10 protein-coding genes are annotated in these 15,224 nt (G+C 33.0%); 2 read left to right on the forward strand and 8 right to left on the reverse strand.

Translation table 11 applies throughout. From position 1 onward, the window contains the following. Positions 1–99: 99 nt before the first annotated feature. The 6 genes from F6K15_RS18900 to F6K15_RS18925 all read right to left on the reverse strand — a co-directional run bounded on the left by F6K15_RS18900 (position 100) and on the right by F6K15_RS18925 (position 6,652). Positions 100–1,284, reverse strand: coding sequence for a DNA cytosine methyltransferase (locus tag F6K15_RS18900; protein WP_293063198.1), 1,185 nt, complete (start codon positions 1,282–1,284; stop codon positions 100–102). 24 nt (positions 1,285–1,308) lie between these two features. Further along, entirely contained in the window at positions 1,309–1,743 is a 435-nt protein-coding gene (locus F6K15_RS18905) for a hypothetical protein (protein WP_293063200.1), read from the reverse strand. Next, positions 1,715–2,305, reverse strand: coding sequence for a Panacea domain-containing protein (locus F6K15_RS18910; RefSeq protein WP_293063202.1), 591 nt, complete (start codon positions 2,303–2,305; stop codon positions 1,715–1,717). The genes F6K15_RS18905 and F6K15_RS18910 overlap by 29 nt, the downstream gene beginning before the upstream one ends. Before the next feature lie 126 nt (positions 2,306–2,431). Next, positions 2,432–3,052, reverse strand: coding sequence for a hypothetical protein (locus tag F6K15_RS18915; protein ID WP_293063204.1), 621 nt, complete (start codon positions 3,050–3,052; stop codon positions 2,432–2,434). A gap of 114 nt (positions 3,053–3,166) precedes the next feature. Continuing rightward, positions 3,167–4,402: an LL-diaminopimelate aminotransferase gene (locus tag F6K15_RS18920; RefSeq protein ID WP_293063205.1), complete on the reverse strand. Its 1,236-nt coding sequence runs from the start codon at positions 4,400–4,402 to the stop codon at positions 3,167–3,169. Positions 4,403–5,527: 1,125 nt separating this feature from the next. Beyond that, positions 5,528–6,652, reverse strand: coding sequence for a metallophosphoesterase (locus tag F6K15_RS18925; RefSeq protein ID WP_293063206.1), 1,125 nt, complete (start codon positions 6,650–6,652; stop codon positions 5,528–5,530). A gap of 627 nt (positions 6,653–7,279) precedes the next feature. On the opposite strand from F6K15_RS18925, the gene F6K15_RS18930 reads away from it, so the two are divergent. Together F6K15_RS18930 and F6K15_RS18935 are read left to right on the forward strand one after the other, a co-directional pair. Beyond that, the gene (locus tag F6K15_RS18930; RefSeq protein ID WP_293063208.1) at positions 7,280–9,022 is read left to right on the forward strand and encodes a polysaccharide deacetylase family protein; all 1,743 of its coding nucleotides are present in this window, start codon (positions 7,280–7,282) and stop codon (positions 9,020–9,022) included. A gap of 1,510 nt (positions 9,023–10,532) precedes the next feature. Next, the gene (locus F6K15_RS18935) at positions 10,533–12,041 is read left to right on the forward strand and encodes a diguanylate cyclase domain-containing protein (RefSeq protein WP_293063210.1); all 1,509 of its coding nucleotides are present in this window, start codon (positions 10,533–10,535) and stop codon (positions 12,039–12,041) included. Between the two features lie 504 nt (positions 12,042–12,545). Here F6K15_RS18935 and F6K15_RS18940 read toward each other — a convergent pair. After that, positions 12,546–12,905: a hypothetical protein gene (locus F6K15_RS18940; protein ID WP_293063212.1), complete on the reverse strand. Its 360-nt coding sequence runs from the start codon at positions 12,903–12,905 to the stop codon at positions 12,546–12,548. A 666-nt stretch (positions 12,906–13,571) separates the two neighbouring features. Then, on the reverse strand, positions 13,572–15,008 hold the full coding sequence (locus tag F6K15_RS18945) for a DUF5009 domain-containing protein (RefSeq protein ID WP_293063214.1): 1,437 nt from the start codon (positions 15,006–15,008) through the stop codon (positions 13,572–13,574). Between the last annotated feature and the right edge of the window lie 216 nt (positions 15,009–15,224).

Genomic DNA, 15,224 nt, shown 5'->3' on the forward strand with positions numbered 1-15,224 from the left:
TAATTACTTCTTCCAAAATAATGAATTAATAAATTATAGCGGATATCTAATAGCTGAGAGCTGAATGCAAGCCCATTCCGCAGGAAATGCTTACCTATTTTACAACTGTTTTAATATATTATCAGCAATAGCTTTAGCTAACAAAGGAGGAACGGCGTTTCCAATTTGATTGTATTGGCATAAATGTTTTTCTGCTAAACGACCTTCTCTAGATAGTAGCTTATGACTAACAACTGTTGGTTTACCCATGAATTTAAAACTATCTGGAAATGATTGTATTCTTGCACCTTCTCTAGCTGTGAAATTTCTATGTTGATAAGGGTGAACAAAATTAGCATAAAACGACGCTGGAATTGTATGGCATGGTTTATCTGGATGGAGTCTTCTATTATTTTGGTCGTAGATTTTTTGAGATATTTTTGTAGAGTTTCTTTGTCGTGGTTGTAAATGTTTTGGTACATCTTTTCCAGAACTTCCCCAAGTCATTGTGGCAAATCTTTCTACCATTCTTTGAGTGTGATTCATGGCTTTATGATTGAATAGAATATTATTTCCATTTCTCAACAATTTTTGATATTCATTCAATGGCTTTTTGACATAATTTGACTCTTCTTTTCCTTCACCAGCTTCTAAGGTCGGTAAGTCAGAAATAGCATCCCATAATGTCGGACAGAACTTTAAATTTTCTCCAAATAAAGACATTTGCCGATTGGTTAATACTCCATGAGTTGGCAAGGGAAAAGGATTTTCTAGTTCCTGTTTTGAAGCAACAATAAATAAACGTTTTCTGATTTGAGGTACGCCGTATGCTGTAGCTTCCAATATCTTTATGTAGAAGTGATACCCAATCTTATTAAACTCCTCTTCAATAATATCAATAACTTTGGTTTGAGAATGAGTCCGAAATTTAATCAGATTAGGTACATTTTCCATAATTAATATTTCTGGCTCAAAAACTACAGCTATTCTAATTAATTCTCTAAAAAGATTATTTCTAGGGTCTTTAGGGTCTCCAGAATTTTTATTACAAATAGAATATCCTTGGCAAGGCGGACCACCTATCACAATTTGTGGTTTATTATTACCCCAAATTGCTGCTATATCCTTATTAGTAATATTCGTAATATCTTGATTGATAACAACTGCATCTGGATGATTATAAGCAAAAGTTTCTGATGCCCATTTATCTATTTCTATAGCACCAATAATTTGACAACCTGCCCACTTAAAACCAAGACTAAATCCACCTGCACCGGAAAAAATATCTAATATTAATGGTTTCATAAATAATACTTTTAGCAAAAATAGTCAAACAACTATGTCATTTTTAGTAATTTCTCTGTCAATATATTTTCCCTCCAAAGTTTCTTGAATAACATCTTTAAGAACTCTATCGGGAGGTCGTTTTTCAAATTGTTGATGACTATAAATCCAGAAAGGATTAATCACTCTTTTCTTCTCGTAAACTAAATACATTAATCTGATTTTTCCTGATGCACCTTTAGCAATAGTTAAAGCTAACTTATAAAACTGACACTCATTAGGTAATTTTTGACCATTTGGTAAAGCCTCAGGTCTTGCTTGAGGTAGATAAGGGTTAATAATTAGTTCTTCTAGGCATTTAGTAATAACCTGAATAAATTCCTCTTTTTGAGATTTAGATTTATAGGTTTTGACTAACTTTTTGAAAGTCTGTTTAAAGTTAGTAGTCTTCTCAATCGAGAAGAGAGTTGAGCCAGTCATTTACTTCTCCTTGCTGAATATATTCTGGTTTTTCCTTAGACTCTATTGCTGCTTTTAAAAAATCAGAAAAGATAGAAGCGTATTGAGGATGTTCTTTCTCAATTTCTAAAAGTTTTTCTTCTCCTAATAAACGCATATCTTCTAATGATATGGGTTCATTTGAACTTGCATTACTAGGTAAATCTTTTCTGGCTTTTTGCCACGGAAATTCTAGGTGGGTTAAATCACTCAAATAGTAAGCATCATATTCACCAAAATATTGCCAGACTTCCTCTAAAATCTGCTGGATTTCTGAAGTTAAGTTTGCTATATTTTCCTGAATTGGAATAGGTAATTTTTCGGCTTTAAATGGCTTATAAAATTGATAAACTGGGGGGCAAACTGGACCATGTGGCCAAGCTTGTATTTGATCGGTGAATAAAGGTTCATCATTAAGCGCTAAATATAAGCATTGACTATAGTAGAGAAGTTTTTGTACTTTCATATTGGTTATTTCAGCTTCTCTACCATCTTCATAAGCCCGCATAATGAAATATTTGGCTATTTCTAAGGGGTCAATCATAATACTTTTATCTGTTTATTTTTAGTTGAATATAGCTATAGATATTTATCATTTTAGCACTAGGTAATAATTTACATAAGTAAGCTACGTTCCCTACAAAAAGTTAGATTATAGTTAAATAAAATATTAAACAGAGATTTGAGAATCTAGCTGTAGTTCACATTGTTGAAAAATATAGTTAACCACGGCAAATAATTGGTCTAAGTCTTGAAAAGTATAAAAAGTCATATTTTTAGTAAAAATATTTGCTTGTAGTTTACCAAATTGCCAAATTTTGCCATTTGAAACAATCCCAAAAACTATCATCTCTGGGTTTTCATTTAATTTTTGGGCAGCTACCATTTCTGCCAAACATTGTCCCCATCCTTCCTCAAATTTATCTTGTTTTGCTTCTACTAAAAGTAAATAAGGTTTGTCAAAGACAACTTTTCCTAGTGGAGAACGTTTAGCTAGAATATATTCTGGAAAACCCGCAAGATTATCGTTATAAATCAGCGACTGATGACTCCACAAAATCAATTTACTACAATAAGATTTCCAGACTTCTTTTAAAACTGGATAAATTAAGTTTTCACAGATAGCAAATTCTGAATTATCAACTATTCCTTCCCGCATAACTATTTCTATATCATTTCTGAAATATTCAGGAATGCTAAATTCTGTCTCCAAAATAAAATCAGATTCAATGTAGGTAATTTGAAATTCTTGGATAACTGCACTAATACTTTTATAGTTACTAAAAGACATATAGTTTTTCCATATGATTTACAAGCAGGTAGGCAAATGTTGCTTCAGTTAGAAATATTTTCCATAACTGAATATTTGCCCATCCTACTAATACTGATTTTAGCGATCGCCTACCTAAACTTTAAATTTCTCAGTTATCCGTTTCATCGCCTCATTAACATTTTCCCGACTGTTAAAAGCGGAAATTCGGAAATAACCTTCACCTGCTGCACCAAAACCTGAACCGGGTGTACCGACAACATTACAGTTGTGCAACAGTTTATCGAAAAAATCCCAACTAGATAAACCTGTAGGAGTCTGTACCCAAACATAAGGCGCATTCACACCACCATAAACAGTTAACCCTGCCGCTTGTAACTGGGAACAAATAATTTTGGCATTCTCTAAATAAAATTCGATCAACCCCTTCACCTGTGCTTTCCCTTCATCGGAGTAAACTGCTTCTGCACCACGCTGCACAATATAAGAAACTCCATTAAATTTTGTGCAATGACGGCGGTTCCACAATTTCCATAATTCTACATCGCTACCATCAGCAGCTTTGCCTTTGAGAGTTTTGGGTATGACAGTCAGCGCACAACGAGTACCTGTAAAACCAGCATTCTTAGAAAAAGAACGAAATTCGATCGCGCATTCTCTTGCTCCTTCTATTTCATAAATGGAGTGGGGAAGACTTGCATCAGTAATAAATGCTTCGTAAGCAGCATCGAATAAAATAATCGCATCATTTGCTTTTGCATAATTTACCCAAGTCTGGAGATATTCTTTTGTGGCAATTGCACCAGTGGGGTTATTCGGGAAGCACAGATAAATCAAATCTACCTTTTGAGTGGGAAGTTCGGCAGTAAAATTATTTTCTGCGGTAATGGGTAAATAAACTAAACCCTCATATTCCCCTTTCTCATTCACATCTCCAGTATTACCTGCCATTACATTAGTATCTACATACACTGGATAAACTGGGTCAGTCACCGCAATAGTATTATCGTGACCAAAAATGTCGAGAATATTACCAGTGTCGCATTTCGATCCATCAGAAATGAAAATTTCCGAGGCATCAATATCACATCCCCTAGCTTGGAAATCTTGAGTCGCAATTTTTTCGCGCAACCAACCATAACCTTGTTCTGGGCCATAACCTTTAAAGGTAGAGCGATCGCCCATTTCTTCTACTGCTTTAATAATGGCCTGACGGCAAGCTTCTGGCAGGGGTTCGGTGACGTCCCCAATACCTAGTTTAATAATTTTGGCCTCTGGGTGAGCTTCAGCGAAGGTATTTACTCGACGGGCTATTTCTGGAAATAGATAACCTGCTTTAAGTTTGAGGTAATTATTGTTAATTGTTGCCATATGTGTATAAATTGCCAAAAATAATTCAACACAGACAGTATGTCAGATTATCCCGATTTTTGTTAACTAGGCAACATTACTTTTTTATTCCGGCAAAATAGAACGATTTAAACTTGTAATTTTTTCTGGTAACTTCTGTGAATTAATCACTGCTAAAATGTTCGGAACCTGTTATGTAGAAACTCTGAGTTTACTCTAGATTAATATCAACAAATATTCAAGTTTTTCTGGGAGATAAGTTACTGCTAATTAGGGTTTGCTGAAAAAGTATTTTAGTAGGAGACAACCCAGCCCTAACTCCTCCCAACCCACCCCTAACCCCTCCTTGGAGGGGAGGGCGATACAGGAGACAGGATAAATGGGAATTATAGAGGAGGTAGTCGGAAAAATTTTCCCTCAATTTTTCTGCCATAATCATTCCAAAATACTAGCTTTTTGCAGCTCTTGCCACCGCAAAACTTGTACTTTTTTCAACCCAAAAATGCTAAAACTAATATCAGTAAATACTTTGATAATTAATCAGCAAGCCCTTATTAAATTACCAATGAATAATTGATAATTCATAATTAATCTATTTGGTTTAAAGCCTCTCCTTTTAAGGAGAAAGAAGAAATCAGATTTCCTTATATTCAATCCGTAACAGTTTTAACCAGAGGTCATTTCAGTTATCAGTTATCAGTTATCAGTACCTCTGCAATAAGGAGGTTTTCAATACGGAATTCTCTTTTTTTTATCCCCTTAAAAGGGGAGGCTTTAGACCAGGTTTTTTCGGTAATTATCCATTATTTATTATTAATTATCAATTAATGAAGTATATCCCATCTGAAGCACCAGAATCAAGTAATTTTCAATTACCTCAATAGACAGTATGTTATACAAATTTACTTAAAAAATTCCACAAATAGTTGGTAACTGATGAAGTCAGATAATCAGCTTAAATTAATGTAAAGTAGGGGCTTTAATATTATGTTCGGTTGAATACTTACACTTTGGTGGAAGGAAGGCAGAAGACAGAAAGCAGAAGGAAAAGAGCAAAATTTGAAGTGAAGAGGTTTTTTATCACTAATCATCCGAACATGATATAAGTACTTAAAATATCACTTTTGACTTCTGACTTTTGACTTTTTACTTTAGTGAAGCTTCTTTTTCCCGCAAAACCGAACCATTTATACCTGTAATTTTTTCTGGTAATTCCTGTGGGTCAACCACTGCTAAAGTGTTCATGTCATAGGTAGTATAAAAACTCTTGTTTTCCTTTAAATTAATATCAACAACTATCAAAGTATTTCGGGGAGATAAATTACTACCAATTAAAGTACGCGGACCGCTACCTAAAGCACCAGAATAAAGCAATTTCAAATTACCTTTATAACCGGGAAAATAAGCATGATGATGACCGCTAATATATAGGTGAACATTATACTTTTCTAGCATAGTTCGTAATTCATCGGCTTTAGCTAAAACATCACCCATTTTATTTTTAGTAGGAGCAACAGCATAAAAAGGTAAATGCCCCATCACAATTCGCATTTTTGCTGTTTGTGCTTGACTACTTGCCAGACTTTTTTCTGCCCATTCTAATTGTTGTTTAGGAATCTGAAATGTAGAAGCATCCCAAATTAAATAAAAAATTTCTTTGTGGAGAAAACTATAGTAAAAAGGAAAGCCTTTTGCATCGAAAAATTTTAGGTTTAAATCTTTTTGATGTTGACTCCAATAATCTTGTGCTAGTCTGCGTTCTTTGGCAAATATAAATTTTCCGGACTTAATATAACCTGAAGCATCGTGATTACCAATAGTAATAGCAAAAGGCTGTTTTGCTTGACGTAATGGTGTGGCAATATAACGGTCAAAACCATCCCACATGGCTTGAATATTTTCTTCAGTAAGTGATAGTTTTTGTCCGGCGATAATATCACCTGCGCAAAGCACTAAATCTGGTTGCCATTCAGATATTAAAGGAATAGTTTTTTCTACTTGTGGTTGGTAATTTGTGGAACCATAACTACTGTTTAAATCGCTAATAACTACGAGTCGAATATCTCCTCGTTTTGGGGCAAACATTCCTGGAGGAGCGGGTGTTGATGGGGTCGATATTTCTGAGGGAGAAATAGTCTGATTTGCGGGAATTTGAGAATTAAAATTTTCTACGTTTGTAGTCTTGCTCTGCCGTAAATTTTTGCAAGAATTAAAAGCTAATCCTAATACACTGCCGAGAGAAATTAGGAAATAACGACGGTTGAATTTCATTTTTTTCTCCACAATTATAATTAATTAGGTTAATTATATTTCAAATTTAGGTAAAGGTTTGATTAGTTTGGTGTTAAATAGAGAATTTTATTAATCTATTGTTAAACTCCCTTTAAACAATTAATTTCTATTTTGTTAGCTGCTATACATTGATTAAAACAAATAAAAATATTGATAAACTGTCTAACAAATTTTGCTATTCTTTTGATTATTATTGGTATTTGTCAAATACCTAAATTAAGTTCAAACTAGATTGTCATTTTGTCAGCATTTAGCTATTAGCAGTCAGCTATCAGCAATTAAATTAGTAATGAATAATTAATTCTAAGGTTTGGGAAGGGGACTTTGACAGTAACTGTTTATTTTTTCTCAATTTCAAAAGTTGCTTTTACCTTCCCCAAAATTAATTGCTGTTAATGTAGTTTATCCGCAGGAGGCTAGTGCAGGATGGCGGAAATAACTAACCAGTAAAAAAAGGTTCAAAAGCTTGTACAATAACCCTTCTTCCCTTCTGCCTTCTGCCTCCTGCCTTCTGCCTTTTTGCACTAGCTAATAGCTGAAGTCTGTTTCGTAGCATTCCGCAGTAAATACTTACCTTTTTTCTGTTCCTTAAAACATCTACTAAAAATGACTAAAATTCACAATCGATTTAGTTTATATCTGAGTTTAACTCTATTAATCGGACTATTTTCAGAACCAATGCTTGGTCAAACTACTTCTAATTTAAAATCTCTTAAATCTTGCAATAATGACAATATTCAATTATCAGAAATATCGGCCGATAATGCAGTAAATAAATTACTAACTGTTTCTAACTGGATGATAAATCCAGAAATGGTATTAGCCAACTTAATTAGAATAGTTGGAGAACAAACAATTGTTGCTGCTAATACCATCCCTAATCCTTGGCCGACAATTCACGAACGAGCCAGATTAGGGAAAGTTCCGATAATTATGTATCACGATATTTTGCCCAAGAAAAAAGTTTCTTTTGATGTCACAGTAAAACAATTTGAAAAGCATCTCGAATTAATCAAAAAAAATGGACTAACCCCAATTAGCTTAGACCAATTAATTCAGCATTTACGCACAGGAGAACCCTTGCCAGAAAAACCAATAGTTCTGACATTTGATGACGGATATATCGGTCATTATGAAATAGTTTATCCCCTACTCAAAAAATATAATTATCCAGCAGTTTTCTCAGTATATACAGACAAAATAGAAGGCAAAATAATTGGTCGTTCCACTCTCACTTGGTCACAATTGCAAGAAATGGCAACCAATCCATTAGTAACAATTGCTTCCCATAGTGTTACTCATCCCAAAGATTTAACAAAATTATCTGACCGAGAACTACAAGCAGAAATTTTCAAATCAAAGCAGATTTTAGAGAAAAAATTAGGGATAAAAATTCACTATTTTACTTATCCAGAAGGTAAATATGATGAGCGTGTTAGTGCTTGGGTAAAAGTAGCCGGATATGAAGCAGCACTAACAATGAAAAATAATAGAAATATCTTTAGTAATGAATCAAAAAGTTTATTGGCAATAGACCGCTTCGGTCAATCAGGATTAAAAAAAGCAATTGCAGAAACTTTTGGCGGATTACAATTACCTCCCTGGAAATTTGGGTTTGATTTTACTGGTCAAATTATCAAAAATAAAATAACTCTTCAAGGAATTCCATTAATTTTAATTTCTGGAGGAAAACCAATAACTATTCATGCAGATAGTCGGTATCAAGTCAAAGATATTGTGGAAAAACATCAGGCGATCGCTGGAGTGGATGGAGTATTTTTTTCTCTGGAAAAACTAGATTCTAACGAAATAATAGGTCCGGTTTTTAGTCAGAATACAAAAAAATTTGTACCTGGAGATAGCTATGACAACGATAAATTAAAGAATCGTCCGTTAGTATTAATTAGTGAGGATAAAGTAGATTTTATTCCTTTTAATCCCAAACATCACAATACAATAAAAGGCATAAAAGCAGAGATGCCAAATGTTACAGATGCTTTTGTAGGAGCTGCATTTTTAGTGATAAATTATCAACCTCAACCACCAGAAAGTTTTGGTAAATTATTCAAGTTCAACGAACCTCGTCACCGAGCATTTTGGGGAATTCATCGTAGTGGTCAACCTATTATTGGCGTATCCTATAAAAGAGTTGGTTCAGTAAAACTTGGCCAACTTTTAGCACAAGCAGGATTTCGGGATGCAGTTATGTTAGATTCTGGAGCTAGCACATCTCTAGTTTATGAAGGTAAATCTTTAGTTAGATATACTCCACGTCCTGTTCCTCATGTAGTTGCTTTAGTGACACCAAAGTTAGCTTCAAAATCAACTTGTTTTGTAACTCAGCATTGATCAATAAAAGTCAATATAAAATTTAAGTTTTTTCGGACTTTTAAGTCTTCTATTCTAGATAACTAAAGCCTTCTTCCTTCTTCCTTACCTTTACAATACTGATGCTACCGGACTTGATATAAAATCTAAAATTAAGCCCTTTTTTGATCCTCCTATGCTGATGTCCTCCGACTAGAAATTATTAGAAAATAAACTATAGAGTTTTTATCTGGGATGTGGAAAAAAAGTGCTATTAAAAAGAGAATAGGGAATAGTAAAGGAGGGAAAACAGCATTAAGTAGTAGCAAATACAAGGATATAAGGTACTCAATCCACGATTTTTTTTAGAAAAAACCTCAATCTAGATTTAAATCTCAAATAAAAACACTATATATTAAAGCTAATTTTATAATTTTCTAAATCTAATAAAAATCATTGATATAAAATAGACAAAAAGGGCTGTATCTTTATTCCACAATCAAAAATATCACTCTTCTTGATTCTTTGTTAAATTTTCCTCAAAAGTATTTTCATCACTCAAATGAAAATGTTATATTAGTTAAAATTAAAGTAAGCATTTCCTGCGGAATGCGCTCGCATTCAGCTATTAGCGGTCAGCTATTCGGTGCGGAATGCACTCGCATTCAGCAATAAAAATGAATGAAGTAAAAATTCATTTAACTTATACTACATTTTTCACCCATAAATTGAAGCACAAGAAAGACTTATTTGAGTATTTAAGCCATACAATTCAAGTTAATGAACCTGATAGTTGTTCCTGAATGCTTACAAGTTAAATATTTTTATATTAAAGTTATGTTATACATGAAGATAGCAATTTCCATACTGATGAGGTGCAAAAATTTAGGTTTTAGAGATAACCAATTCTGGGAACAAAAAATCAGAAAAACTAAAAGTACCCCACTAAACTGAAAACTGCTACGTTTCAAACATTTCAGCGTACATATCGCAATTGAAAAATAGTTGTAGCTTCCTTAATAAAGTAGATAAAATTCAGTTAAATAGCTATTAATTATTATTTGATAGAGTTAAAATAACAACTCTATACCTCCTCTATATATAATACAAATTTAATAAAAATCAACTTGGCCAATAGCTACACAAAATATTTAATAATTGATAATTACCGAATTATTAATAATTAATAATTAAATAATTCTGGTTTAAAGCCTCCCCCTTTTAAGGGGAAAAAAGCGGTCGTTTTGCTACGCAACATGTAAAGCGTAGCTTCCCGAAGGGTGGGATGGCGAGGTTTCCTCGCCATATCCAATCGACCAAGAAAAGAAATAATATCTCCTGATATTCAATTCCGTAACGGTTAAAACCCGAGGTAATTATCAATTATCAATTATCCATTAATGAACTCTCCCTTTTAGAAAGAAGATTGATACAATCGAAGAAATTGTTAAATTTTTTCTTCTTCAAAAGAAGAGACCTTAAAGATTAATTAATTAATTATCAATTATCAATTATCCATTGGTAAGCATATTTACTCTACCGCGACTCAATCATGTATCAACAACAAAATTCTATACTTAGAGAAAGTATCTTAATTATTAACGATAATCCTAAAAGTTTAAAGCTGTTGACTGAGTTGTTATCTTTACAAGGGTATAAAGTGCAAATTGCCACCAGTGGAAAAGAAGCTCTCGAAAATATTCATTTTGAGCTTCCAGATTTGATTTTATTAGAAGTTAAAATGCCAGAAATGGATGGCTATCAAATTTGTGAATGTCTGAAGATAGATAAACAAACCACTAATATCCCCGTAGTTTTTATCTCTGCTTTAGATGGAGCAATGGATAAAGTTAAAGCCTTTACTGTGGGTGGAGTAGATTATATTACAAAACCATTTGAATTAATTGAAATTTTAGCCAGAATTGAAAATCAATTACGACTGCGGTCTCTACAGCAGCAATTACAACAACAAAACGCTTTATTACAACTATTATTAAAAGTGACTCATGCTATTAGTGAAGCATCTGATATTGAATCAGCATTAGAAGTAACTTTAGCAGAAGTTTGTCAAACAATGAATTGGGATTTTGGAGAAGCATGGATTCCTGACCCAGAAGCTACAATGCTCAAATTTAGTAGAGGATGGTATTCTAGTAATAGTAATAATGGTACTTTACCAGCAACTCTACAATTTCGACAACAGCATCAAATTATTACTTTCAGTTCTCAACAAAGCTTACTACAAAGGGTATGGTATTCTCAGCAAGCAGAATGGGTAAAAGATATTTCTCAGGAAAAAGAATCGGTTTTGATTGGTTTTCAAATTGCCGAAAAAATAGGTATTAAATCTGCTTTAGGAATACCGATTATTCTCGATAAACAGGTTTTAGCTATCTTAGTATTTTTCCAGAAATTTTCTCAAAAATTAGATCAAAATTCTATACAGTTAGTTAATGCTGTGGCAACTCAGTTAGGTGGATTAATTCAACGGAAAAAGTCTGAGATAGCTCTTAAAAAAGCAAACCAAGATTTAAAACGAATTGCCAGTTTTGATAGTTTAACTTCTCTAGCTAATCGTCGTACATTTGATGAATATTTTCATCAAAAATGGGAGCAACTTAGACAAGAAAAAAAATATTTATCTCTCATCCTTTGTGATGTGGATTATTTCAAATATTATAATGATTTTTATGGGCATCCAGAGGGAGACCAATGCCTCAAAAAAGTTGCTCAAGCTATTAGCAAGGTAGCTAAATTTTCTACAGATTTAGTCTGCCGTTATGGTGGTGAAGAATTTGGAGTTATATTACCGAATACAAATATTGAGGAAGCTTTAGGAAGAGCAGAATTAATTAGGAGAGAAATTAAAAGGCTTGAAATACCTCACACTTGTTCAAAAGTAAGTCCTTATGTAACTGTAAGTTTAGGAGTAAGTAGCGTAATTCCTACGTTAAATTTATCAACTCGTACATTATTAATAGATGCCGATCAGGCACTTTATCAAGCAAAAGAACAGGGACGAGATTGTGTTATTGCTCATAGAATTAATTATGTTTGTTAGGAAAGAAAAAATCATACTAAATCCGGTGATCGAAAGAACTGTTATTATGAAGTTAAGGCATTTATGCTGAGGACAGCTATGCTTAATGGTTAGAGAGTAAGAGCGAAAAACGGATTTTTGATAACTGGATTTGGTATCATATAAAGACTCAGATATAATCTTTTTTTCCCCTACTGACTACTAAATTGAAGTGAGGTTATTCAACCGAATTTGAGATTATATGAAATACTAAACATAATGGCAAAGTTATTTCACAAAAGCTGAAAATTGAGCTAGAGAGTCAAAGAACAATTTTATCTGAAATACAAGTAATTATCTTTTCCCTTATGGGTTTAATATAGCACCGTCACAGTGTTTACAAGTTTGTTGGGATTTGTAGACGCGAAGTTGCAATCTTTCAGTATCTCCATCCACTTTTTCCTTCTCTCCTATGGTATAACTAAAGCCTTCTTTAGAACTAATTTATCCAAAATTAATACGAGATACTTCAATACACTCTTGAATTTAACGATTAGATTTAGTATATATTTCCACTATAACTCCTACAAATGAGCCAAATATTCCTCCAATAATTGCGCCCCAAAAAGGGATAAGTAGTGGACTGAAACAGGCATACAATCCATCTAAACCATCCGCACAATTTAAAGGTTGAATTTTTTGATGAGCTACAACTAGAAAAATGAACGTACTCAAAAGTGAAGTAAAAGTTGCTGCATTGAATATTCTCATCGTGCATCTAAATTTAGTGATTAAGTTGGTAATTGCACCAACAATTCCCCCAATAGTACCTCCAATAACAATACCTAAACAAGCTCCAAATAGTGCTATAAACCATACAAAAATAACAGGAATTATACTACTCATCAAACCCTCCTTCTTTTGTTAATAAATATTAGTAGTACTGTACAAGTAGTAATATTCTAATACTCAATTAAAATGAAGCTGCATAAAATTAAGATTCTAATTTGAATTGACCGTATATCGACAGAGATAAATGAATTAATTTCATCATTATCTATATTTTAATATTAGGTTTAATATCCTCACTATATTAAAAAAAATTAGTGGTAGACCTTTGTAGCGGATCTGAGTCCTCCATAATAATACCTGAATTTCGCAGTTCCTCTGTAGGAGGCTAACTTATTCAAGTGTAGCCTTACATAAAATTAGCATTAGAAAAAGTCAAATCATTTGTCAATACTATTTTTTTGAAACTTAAAAATTAGAAATATTTTTTGTTCCCTTTTTTTTGCATTACCAACTTTGTTTATACTGACTCACTATTGCACCCCTGTTTCCTAACTCCACAGTAAATTACTACATATACAAGACCATCTATAATATCCTAGTTTTTATCTTTTCTGTGGCGGGTTTAATTCCCCACGGTCTACACGGTGCTGAAAATTGTTTGGTGTTTGTAGATACGGAGTAGTCATTCGTTGACTATCTATAAGCAATTTTCCCTTCTGCCTTTCCTGCGGAATGCTGCGCAAACAGTATAGCTGCCTTCTGCCTTCTTCAATGCTGTTTTTAAGTCCTCCAAAAAAGCTTTAATTTGCTAAAAATACTTACAATTAATGCCACTATTAATGTATAAATAAGTCCCGTTAATAATCCTAACCTTGTTGTTTGAGTCATTTGTGCAATTTTTTCATACCATCCAGTTAATTTCAAGATAGGTAAGAGTAAGTTACCAAAAGCAACATAAGCTATCATTGGATTTTGACCATTATATATCAATAATTTGAGAATATTTTTCTGCTGAAAATAATCTCTAACAACAGTGAATAGAATTAACAAAAAAATAGACATTCCTGTCGTAATGAAAAAGTAGCTTAGGGTAGCACTATCTTTTTTAATTCCACCTTGAAAAGGTTCAAAAGCTAATCCTAATGCTAGCCAATAAATCCCCCAACTATAAAGTTTATTGAGTAAATTTTCTATCTGATTATTTGGTTGCTGGAATAATAACCAACCAAAAGCAAATAAAACTCCGCTTATTAAAGTCGTTTCTAAAACTAGCCTAGATTGTAACCCAATCAATAATACCAAGTCAATAGTCAGCATTAATACTGCAATAATAAAAAAACGACTAGCTGGCCATTTTTCTAATATCGAATCGCGATCGCTACTTTCATTATTTCTCATCCATTTTAAAATTAAATCTCCGCCAATAGTACCTGGAATAACAATAAATAAGTACTTTAAATAATCAAATCTAAAAATCCAAGGCAAAGGAGAGTTAAACCAAAAATCTTTCACCCATCCATCATCAGCAGTAGAAAATCTTAACCCTAATAATATTCCCAATAATCCTAAACGTAACCACCAATTAGATTTAGTAAATAACCAAATGATTGAACCAAAAACAGCCATATTAGTTAAAACGATGAGGATAATATCACTGCGCTCTAATGAAAAGTTACTACCATCTGGATATGTTAATCTACTCAGAACTAAAACACATAAAAACCAACCAACTACAGTAATTAATTGATTGATAAATTTGGGGATAAATTTTGGCAAACGACTGTACATTAAAAATAGGATTAAAAATCCCAATAAAGCCAGTTTCCACTTTCCGGGAATTTCCTCTGCATTATTAATAATGTGTGGTCGAAAATGTTGAATAACTATAGCAAAAGTGCCCAACAAAAATCCTCTTTTCAGGATGAATAAAAATATTTGACTGTATCGCCATCCTTTATTTATTAATCGAGATAAAGCTAGGGGTATAGATGCTCCCATTGCAAATAAGAAAATTGGAAAAACAATATCTACCCAAGTTAATCCGGGAAGATTAGGATTAAATACATAATTTGGTGGTGGAGTTTGAGCATGATACATCCAAGCAGGTAATGTTCTATCACGAGGAATTATCCCAGATAATACCATCATTAAAATAGCAAATCCTCGCAGAGAATCTAGAGCTTCAGCACGTTTTTTAGAGGTTGGTTGTTTTACCATAGTTATATAGTCATCCTAATTTCATTTGTGATATTTTAGTGTTGCTTAGGAGTAAAAATTGCTGGAGTCATTTCAGTTATCAGTTATCAGTTATCAGTTATCAGTTATCAGTACCTCTGCCTAAAGTCAGAGGCTTGAAATATTGAAGTTTATTTTTTTTCATCCCCTTGAAAGGGGAGGCTTGAGACCTGATTTTTTGGTCATTTCAGTTATCAA

It is taken from the genome of Okeania sp. SIO2B3 (assembly GCF_010672525.1).
In the GTDB taxonomy this organism is placed as follows: Bacteria; Cyanobacteriota; Cyanobacteriia; order Cyanobacteriales; family Microcoleaceae; genus Okeania.

Bases quoted from the DNA above. Each gene is read 5' to 3' on its own strand.
- F6K15_RS18900 (WP_293063198.1), bottom strand. From the start codon at position 1,284: ATGAAACCATTAATATTAGATATTTTTTCCGGTGCAGGTGGATTTAGT.
- F6K15_RS18905 (WP_293063200.1), bottom strand. From the start codon at position 1,743: ATGACTGGCTCAACTCTCTTCTCGATTGAGAAGACTACTAACTTTAAA.
- F6K15_RS18910 (WP_293063202.1), bottom strand. From the start codon at position 2,305: ATGATTGACCCCTTAGAAATAGCCAAATATTTCATTATGCGGGCTTAT.
- F6K15_RS18915 (WP_293063204.1), bottom strand. From the start codon at position 3,052: ATGTCTTTTAGTAACTATAAAAGTATTAGTGCAGTTATCCAAGAATTT.
- F6K15_RS18920 (WP_293063205.1), bottom strand. From the start codon at position 4,402: ATGGCAACAATTAACAATAATTACCTCAAACTTAAAGCAGGTTATCTA.
- F6K15_RS18925 (WP_293063206.1), bottom strand. From the start codon at position 6,652: ATGAAATTCAACCGTCGTTATTTCCTAATTTCTCTCGGCAGTGTATTA.
- F6K15_RS18930 (WP_293063208.1), top strand. From the start codon at position 7,280: ATGACTAAAATTCACAATCGATTTAGTTTATATCTGAGTTTAACTCTA.
- F6K15_RS18935 (WP_293063210.1), top strand. From the start codon at position 10,533: ATGTATCAACAACAAAATTCTATACTTAGAGAAAGTATCTTAATTATT.
- F6K15_RS18940 (WP_293063212.1), bottom strand. From the start codon at position 12,905: ATGAGTAGTATAATTCCTGTTATTTTTGTATGGTTTATAGCACTATTT.
- F6K15_RS18945 (WP_293063214.1), bottom strand. From the start codon at position 15,008: ATGGTAAAACAACCAACCTCTAAAAAACGTGCTGAAGCTCTAGATTCT.